The following is an 8,013-nucleotide window of genomic DNA, read 5'->3' as shown; positions in this document are numbered from 1 at the left end:
TTAAAACCACTTGCATAACTATTTAAAATATATTTATGTAAGCCAATATATATTAAATACCACATTCCTATCACATTTATTTTCAATAAACACCTTAATTTATTTCTATGAGTAATCATTGATGCGATTAGTTTTTGACTTTATTATTAATTTATCGGTAGAATCATAAACAGAAAAAAAACCAATCTATTTACCCCAACCAATAGAAAATAGCCTCATTTATTACCATGATTTATTCACTCTTGAAACAATAACCTGAAAAATAAAACACAACCATCTGGCAATACGCAACAGTACGGATGTGAAATATTACTCAAGATTAAAGTTACGATCTGTTTTTATTTCCCTGTTATAGAAATCAATCAAGATATGCTGATGCATAAAATTATCAAAACCTGCTATATCAATTAACAATCATTATTATTATTAATTGATAATCGCACTTGGAAATTCCGTATCTATAATCATTTTGTTTCACGTAAGGTGATTTAAATAATCGTCAAATAACTACCTAGCCCATTGAGGCTATTTTATTTGGCTTTTTTGTAATGAAATGAAATAGATTCCAAGTTATTTCATATAAAGAATAACCTCTATAAATCAGGTTATTGCGGTAGCTATACCCAATCGTTAGGTACTAAGGAAAACAACGTAATAGACGTTTTTCTTATATTTCAAATGTAAACAATCAAGGAAAAAATCATGGCTATAACTCCAGAACAAATTGCTGTTGACTATCCGATTCCTGCTTATCGGTTTGTTGTCTCTATTGGTGATGAGAAAATTCCTTTCAACAACGTTTCCGGGCTCGATATCTCTCATGATGTCATAGAATATAAAGATGGTACCGGTAATTACTATAAAATGCCGGGCCAACGCCAATCGATCAATATTACTCTGCGTAAAGGCGTCTTCTCTGGCGACACTAAGCTTTTTGACTGGATTAATGCTATTCAACTTAATCAAGTTGAGAAAAAAGATATCGCCATTAGCCTGACTAACGAAGCCGGCACCGAAATTTTGATGACCTGGAATGTGACAAATGCCTTCCCAACGTCATTCACCTCCCCTTCTTTTGACGCCGCCAGCAATGATATCGCTATTCAAGAAATAGCATTGGTTGCGGATCGAGTCACTATTCAAGCACCTTAATAGATCACAATAACGATTTATTACGTTGTTTAAATTGAAGAAAACAATTGTCTGACATCGCCAATTATCTATGCGCTAACACATGATGATCAACATTGGCATGGCTCATTAATTCAACCAAATTCATCACCCTACAGTTCGCGCAAAATATCGCATAATAACTTGGAGGCAATATGCCAATAACCCCAACTTATCCCGGCGTTTATATTGAAGAGGACGCTACACCAGCACTCTCTGTTCGTTCAGGCGCAACAGCAGTGCCTGCTTTTGCCGTCGCAAATAATAATTCATTAATATCAGGTAAGCCCTATATTCGCATTGGTAGCTGGCTGGAATATTTGACGCTAAAAGGTGGACAATTTGATCCCGCCAATAAACTTGATATCGCACTGCGGGCCTATTTTATTAACGGCGGCGGATATGGCTACCTCATCAAAACGCAAGATTTAGAACAGCAAGTTCCAGTACTTGATGATGTCACACTATTAGTGGCCGCTGGAGAAGAGATCACCACCGCCGTTGGGATACTTTGTCAATTAGGCAAAGGATTATTCGCCATTTTTGATGGCCCTACAACCCAAATAACCTCCAGCCTACAACCAGACGATGTTGTTAAATCTTATCCGGCAACCCAATATGGCGCGGTTTATTACCCCTGGCTGACCGCTGAATGGGGAGAAAAGAAAGCCTTGGTTGATATTCCACCTAGTGCCGTCATGGCCGGTATTTATGCCAGTGTCGATAATAGCCGAGGCGTCTGGCAAGCTCCCGCCAACGTTCCTGTTCAGGGCGGATTACAACCTAAATATCCGATGACTGATGACCTGCAAGGAAAATATAACCAAGGCAAGGCGCTGAATATGATCCGTACCTTTCCTAAGAGCGGTACGCTGGTCTGGGGAGCCAGAACCCTTGAAGACAGCGATAACTGGCGTTATATCCCGGTTCGCCGCCTGTTTAACAGCGCGGAACGAGATATTAAAAACGCCATGAGTTTCGCGGTGTTTGAACCTAATAGCCAACCAACCTGGGAAGCTGTACGTCGGGCAATTGATAACTATCTCCATTCCCTCTGGCAGCAAGGCGGATTGATGGGTAACAAAGCTGAACAAGCGTATTTTGTTCAAATCGGTAAAGGCGTCACCATGACGGATGACGATATCAAGCAGGGCAAAATGATCGTCAAAATCGGCATGGCCGCGGTTCGTCCAGCCGAATTCATTATCTTGCAGTTCACACAGAATGTCGCACAATAATTGGAGGCAACATGCCAACAACACCGACCTACCCCGGCGTTTATATTGAAGAAGATGCGTCATTATCGCTCTCCATCAGCCACGGGAACACCGCAATCCCGGTTTTTATCGGCCGCTTCCAGCCCAAAAAAACTAGCTCACCCCTAAAAGCGATACGTGTTAGTAGCTGGCTGGATTTTACAAATTTATTTAATGTCGGTTGTATTACGTCAATCGCCATAACATCGACTAAACCAACGCCACCGCCTCCCTCTCCTCCTTCCGGGAATGTTGAAAGCGATGCAGCGGCTGTTGCCTCTACTAATATCGTTGCTACTGCCAATATCGCTGTTAACGCAGACTCCGGCTACACTTACGCTGTGACTGTCGGTACCTACACAACAAGTAGCGATGCGGTAAAACTTTATTTTCAAAATGGCGGCGGACCTTGCTATATCCTGCCAGTTGCTAATCCCCAAGAGACCGCCACCACAGCATTAATCCCCGAGTTAATTGAGCAAGCTCTGGAGATTACCTTAATCGTCTGCCCTGAACAGGATGCTAGTTACCAAAGTCAAATATATAACAGCCTCACACCGTCATTACTGAATGCCGGCTACTTCCTGATCGCTGACAGCCAAACTAAAACCAGCATACCGGGCGTTAATGTGCAATCGCAAACCGCAACTTACTATCCGGCGGTGAAAGTCTCACAACTTATTCCAGTGGAAGATAGCCTGATCGCAGTTTCAGGTTATGAAGATGCAGAAACAAAACCCGATGCAATCAAAAATCTGGCGCAACTTAAACAGAAAAATCTCACTGTCTACCAACAAGCGGTTAACGCAATACAGGACAAAATAGCCTCTAGCGGCAACACCATTCCTGCCAGTGCTGTCATGGCGGGAGTCTACTGCGCCACTGATGTCAGCCGCGGCGTCTGGAAAGCCCCGGCGAATGTCGTGCTAAGCGGAATTAGCGACGTCGCTGAACGGCTCAATGACGATCAACAAGGCGCCATGAATCAGCAGGGCATCAATGCCATTCGCTACTTCAACCATCGGGGATTTGTGGTATGGGGGGCACGTACTCTGCAAAATGATGACAACTGGCGCTACATTCCGGTACGGCGTCTCTTTAATAGCGCAGAGCGGGATATCAAACAAGCTATGCAATCCGTCGTCTTTGAACCCAACAGCCAGCCCACCTGGGAACGGGTGAAGTCGGCCATTGACAACTATCTCTATTCCTTATGGCAACAAGGGGCATTAGCGGGAAATAAACCACAAGAAGCCTATTTTGTTCAGATTGGTAAAGGGATCACCATGTCCGACGACGACATTAAACAAGGGAAAATGATTGTCAAAGTGGGCATGGCCGCGGTACGTCCGGCTGAATTTATTATCCTTCAGTTTTCACAAAACGTAGCACAGTAATCGTACTGAGACGCGGCTAAACACCGCGTCTATTCAGCCGTTAAGGAGACGATAATGGAAATAACACAGCCGAGCGTCACCGTCACAGAAAACATAATATCCCCAAAACAGGATGACACGTTTATCGGTATACCGGTTTTTATTGGTTATACCCCCTCTCCGATCAATAAAAACGATGACGATAAAACCGCTATCAAGCTCAATAGTTTGGCCGATTTTGCCCGGTCATTTCCTGAGTCAGGATTAATGTACTATTCCGTGCGCCATTTCTTTGAAAACGGCGGTCAACAAGCCTATGTACTGTCATTAGGTACGGAGAAACAATTAAGCGATTTTTCGTCATTGATCACTGCCCTGCAACAAGCGTGGCTGACTCAAACGATTGCCGCAGAGAACGACATTACCCTGATTATCACCCCGGATGTTATCCGCTTTAATCAGACAGAGGTTTCCTATACCCAAAGAGATCTTTGGTTACAATTTTGGCAATCAGCGCTCAATCTTTGCAAAAGCCGACGCGGTATCATGGGGTTATTGGATGCCCCAGACAATCCCACATTAGCCGCTGAGTGTTTAAAACAGTTTTCTTCCGCTGATCGACAATGGGGCGCTGTATACTGGCCGCTGCTAAAAAGCGCCTATCAGGATAAAACGCAAAACCCTATCGTGCTTTCACCTACCGCCGCAGTAGCTGCCGTCATTCAGCGTAACGATAACCAACAAGGCGTATGGACCGCTCCGGCCAACATCGCGTTAGCCAAAGTGATTAGCCCAGTACGCGCTTATATTGAAGCCAATGCGCTGTTTAACCCGGATGGCGCCTCGCTGAATCTGGTTCGCAGCTTTCCCGGCAAAGGCATTAGGATCTGGGGATGCCGAACCTTGGACAACACTCCCGGTTCCCTCTGGCGTTATATCCAAATCCGCCGTCTGGTTTCTTATATCGAAGCTCATATGACTCAACTAGGCCGGGCCTTCGTCTTTGAAGCCAATAACGCCATCACCTGGATGAAGTTTAAAGGACAAGCCTATAACTGGCTGCGCCAGTTATGGTTAAACGGCGGACTACGAGGCACCCAAGAAGATCAAGCGTTCAAGGTGTTGCTAGGTGTGGGCGAATCAATGAATGAAACCGATATACGGGCCGGAAAAATGATCATAAAAATCAGCCTCGCAGTCCTAATTCCAGCCGAATTTATTGAGCTAAGCCTGACATTCGATACCCGTACCGGTACCACCCGCTAAGTTAAACAGAAGCAAAAGTTAAACAGAGGCAAAATATGAACAACCTCTACACCCCGGCAGTGTCACACCGTTTTATCGCCAGTTTTCTTTTTAACAACATTCCCAGTCCACTGGATATCGCCTTTCAACGCATATCGGGCCTGAGCCGTGAACTGCAAACGACTCAACACAGTCAGGGCGGAGAAAACGCCAGAAATACCTGGCTGGCTGAAAAAATCCAACATGGCAGTCTGGTGTTGGAGCGCGGCGTGATGACTGTGACGCCGCTGACGCTGGTGTTTGATCGCGTCCTGCGGGGCGAAAAAGCGGTCTATGCCGATGTCGTGATTATGTTACTGAATGAACATTCGTTACCGGTAGCAAGTTGGACATTAAGCAACGCGCTACCGGTGCGCTGGTCCACCGGCGACTTTGACGCCAATAGCAACACCGTTTTGGTGAACTCACTGGAGCTACGTTATCAAGATATGCGCTGGTTAGGAGTGAAAGTATGACCGTCGAAATTAAAGAGCTGATTATTCAGGCCAAAGTCGTCGATTCTGTGAATGAACCCGGTACCCCACGGACGTTAGCTCAAGAGACGCTGGATAACGCCCGTCTGATCGAGATCGTCAAGCGGGAAGTGTTAGAGGCGTTGCGTGAAACAGGAGGCCATTATGAGCTTAATTGAGCGCAGCCTGTCCAAACTCACCCTGACCGCCTTTAAAGACCGGGAAGGGAAAATCTCCGTAGGCAGCTTACAAGCGATGTATAACCCTGATGGGATTCAACTCGATTATCAAACCCACTACCAACAGGATGAAAGCGTTAACAATGCCAGCCAAAGCAGCCGCTATGTGTTATCGCAACCCGCCGGTTTGACGTTAGTCCTGCTATTTGACGCGACCATGCCGGGCAACAATATCCCGGTAGAAACCCAATTAGCGACGCTGAAAGCCCTGTGTACGGTGGATGCCAGCACCAGCGTGCCCCACTTCCTCAAAATCAAATGGGGCAAAATGCGTTGGGAAAACAAAGGTTATTTCGCCTGCCGAGCCAGCGGTCTTGCGATTAATTACACCCTATTTGATCGTGATGCGACGCCATTACGGGCTAGCGCTACCTTATCCTTAGTCGCAGACGAAAGCTTTGTTATTCAAGCCACTGAGCAACAATTAAAATCACCGCCGATCACCGCAGTCAGCGTGACCGATATGCTCTCTCTGCCGTTAATCGCTTTAGGCGCCGGGGCTTCTCTGGCAGGCGGCATTGATTATCTCTCCCTCGCCTGGCAAAACAATCTGGATAATCTGGATGATTTCACCCCGGGGCAAACGCTGCAAGCGCAGGGGGACGCATGAAGATACCGGCGATAGACGTTAAAATAGCGGGAAAAACCCTCAGCCAGTTTTCTGTGGTTAGTCTGACCGTAAACCATCAAATCAACGGTATCCCCACAGCCAACATCACGCTTAGCGTAGCCGGCGACGCCAACGCGATTTTTACCGCCAAAGCGCAAGCTGAACTGACAAGCTGTCGGCCCAATCAAGCACTGATCGTGCAACTGCAAAAAACCGTGTTGTTTAAGGGGATCATTGTTCGACAAGCGCTTAAGTTAAAAGGTCAGGACAGTCTGGTTACCCTGACGGCGAAACATCCACTGCAAAAGCTCACTGACGGTTTTCATTCACAGCTATTCAGTCAACAAAGTGATGAAACCATTATCAGAAAACTATTCAGTCAGGCGGGTATACCCGTCACGATAAAACAGGCGCCCCAGCTTAAAACTGAGCATGAGCAAATGGTCCAGTTTCGCTGCCATGACTGGAAATTCTTAAAAAACCGGCTGGCGGCGACCAATATCTGGTTATTACCCGGTAACGAAACTGTCACGCTGGCAACGCCGGAATCACTTAATCAATCAACCGTGCATACCATTAAGCAACGTGGCGGCGATCAAGACATTGTGCTGTTTGAGGCGGATCTGCAATGGGATAACCGACACAGCCCCAAAGCAGTGAGCGTACAATCCTGGGATATCGCCCAACAAAAACTGTCTCAGGCCACTCAGGCAAAAAACAGCCGGCTTGGCAGTGGTCAACTCGCGCCAGACAATCTGGCAACCTTAACCGATCAGACATGGCAATGGGTTTTTAGCTATCCGCAAGATAATGAACAAGCCAAACACCTTGCTCAAGGCATCATGAATAACCTGCGAAGCGATAATGTCTCCGGCAATGTTGAAGTTGCCGGGAATAGCCGCTATCAACCGGGAGATGTTCTGGCGTTAAGCGGCTTTGGTCAGGGCATGGATGGTAAAGGGATTATCACCGGCGTCAGTCAGACCATCAATCAACGGCAAGGCTGGCGCACCCGGTTAACTCTGGGCTTGTTACCAGAGACAGAACCGGCGGTTCCGCAGGTTAAAGAGCTGCATGTGGGGATGGTGGAAAAATATCAACAGGATAAGCAGTCACTGGACCGTATCCCGGTCAGGATACCGGCGTTAAATTTAACCAACAGCGTGCTTTTTGCCCGACTGGGTAAACCTTATGCCAGTCATGAAAGCGGGTTCTGTTTCTACCCGGAACCGGGGGATGAAGTGATTATCGGCTTCTTTGAATGTGATCCCCGCTTCCCGGTGATATTAGGCGCCATGCACAACCCGAAAAATAAATCCCCGCTAGAACCCAGTGAAAAAAATCCAATCAAAACTCTGGTTATTAAACAAGGGGATATTCAACAAGCATTAGTGTTCAATCATCAAGATAAAATTGCCGCCCTTAATAGCGGAAAACATGCGTTATCACTGCAACAGGATAAAGATATCACGCTAGATTCGGCGAAGAATCTCATTACCAAAGCCCAGGAAATTAACCTACAGGCTGAAAAATCTCTGTCAGCCGCTGGAAAATCCGGCGTCGATATTAAAGGGGCGAAAATTAACTTAGCACAATAATAGGACA

At 46.2% G+C, this 8,013-nt stretch carries 8 protein-coding genes; all 8 read left to right on the top strand.

The annotated features are described in order from the left end of the window. Positions 1-702 precede the first annotated feature (702 nt). The 8 genes from OO184_RS14825 to OO184_RS14790 all read left to right on the top strand — a co-directional run bounded on the left by OO184_RS14825 (position 703) and on the right by OO184_RS14790 (position 8,006). The gene (locus OO184_RS14825) at positions 703-1,152 is read left to right on the top strand and encodes a contractile injection system inner tube protein (protein ID WP_049585270.1); all 450 of its coding nucleotides are present in this window, start codon (positions 703-705) and stop codon (positions 1,150-1,152) included. A gap of 173 nt (positions 1,153-1,325) precedes the next feature. Further along, the gene (locus tag OO184_RS14820; protein ID WP_265379848.1) at positions 1,326-2,408 is read left to right on the top strand and encodes a phage tail sheath family protein; all 1,083 of its coding nucleotides are present in this window, start codon (positions 1,326-1,328) and stop codon (positions 2,406-2,408) included. A gap of 11 nt (positions 2,409-2,419) precedes the next feature. Continuing rightward, positions 2,420-3,823, top strand: a complete 1,404-nt coding sequence (locus OO184_RS14815; protein WP_265379847.1) for a phage tail sheath family protein — start codon at positions 2,420-2,422, stop codon at positions 3,821-3,823. Positions 3,824-3,877: 54 nt separating this feature from the next. Beyond that, positions 3,878-5,068: a phage tail sheath family protein gene (locus OO184_RS14810; protein ID WP_265379846.1), complete on the top strand. Its 1,191-nt coding sequence runs from the start codon at positions 3,878-3,880 to the stop codon at positions 5,066-5,068. Positions 5,069-5,103: 35 nt separating this feature from the next. Next, positions 5,104-5,562, top strand: coding sequence for a phage tail protein (locus OO184_RS14805; RefSeq protein WP_265379845.1), 459 nt, complete (start codon positions 5,104-5,106; stop codon positions 5,560-5,562). Then, complete coding sequence (locus tag OO184_RS14800; RefSeq protein WP_132344685.1) at positions 5,559-5,738, top strand: DUF5908 family protein; 180 nt, start codon at positions 5,559-5,561, stop codon at positions 5,736-5,738. Before OO184_RS14805 ends, OO184_RS14800 begins: the two co-directional genes overlap by 4 nt. After that, complete coding sequence (locus OO184_RS14795) at positions 5,725-6,408, top strand: CIS tube protein (protein ID WP_265379844.1); 684 nt, start codon at positions 5,725-5,727, stop codon at positions 6,406-6,408. Before OO184_RS14800 ends, OO184_RS14795 begins: the two co-directional genes overlap by 14 nt. Beyond that, entirely contained in the window at positions 6,405-8,006 is a 1,602-nt protein-coding gene (locus OO184_RS14790) for a phage baseplate assembly protein V (RefSeq protein ID WP_265379843.1), read from the top strand. Before OO184_RS14795 ends, OO184_RS14790 begins: the two co-directional genes overlap by 4 nt. Positions 8,007-8,013 lie beyond the last annotated feature (7 nt).

The organism is Photorhabdus aballayi, from assembly GCF_026153155.1.
GTDB classification, from domain to species: Bacteria; Pseudomonadota; Gammaproteobacteria; order Enterobacterales; family Enterobacteriaceae; genus Photorhabdus; species Photorhabdus luminescens.
Note: the sequence above shows the minus strand (reverse complement) of the source record. Positions and strands in the feature narration are given on the sequence as shown.

Excerpts from the sequence above, each read along its gene's own strand:
- OO184_RS14825 (WP_049585270.1), top strand. The coding sequence starts at position 703 with ATGGCTATAACTCCAGAACAAATTGCTGTTGACTATCCGATTCCTGCT.
- OO184_RS14795 (WP_265379844.1), top strand. The coding sequence starts at position 5,725 with ATGAGCTTAATTGAGCGCAGCCTGTCCAAACTCACCCTGACCGCCTTT.
- OO184_RS14805 (WP_265379845.1), top strand. The coding sequence starts at position 5,104 with ATGAACAACCTCTACACCCCGGCAGTGTCACACCGTTTTATCGCCAGT.
- OO184_RS14810 (WP_265379846.1), top strand. The coding sequence starts at position 3,878 with ATGGAAATAACACAGCCGAGCGTCACCGTCACAGAAAACATAATATCC.
- OO184_RS14800 (WP_132344685.1), top strand. The coding sequence starts at position 5,559 with ATGACCGTCGAAATTAAAGAGCTGATTATTCAGGCCAAAGTCGTCGAT.
- OO184_RS14790 (WP_265379843.1), top strand. The coding sequence starts at position 6,405 with ATGAAGATACCGGCGATAGACGTTAAAATAGCGGGAAAAACCCTCAGC.
- OO184_RS14820 (WP_265379848.1), top strand. The coding sequence starts at position 1,326 with ATGCCAATAACCCCAACTTATCCCGGCGTTTATATTGAAGAGGACGCT.
- OO184_RS14815 (WP_265379847.1), top strand. The coding sequence starts at position 2,420 with ATGCCAACAACACCGACCTACCCCGGCGTTTATATTGAAGAAGATGCG.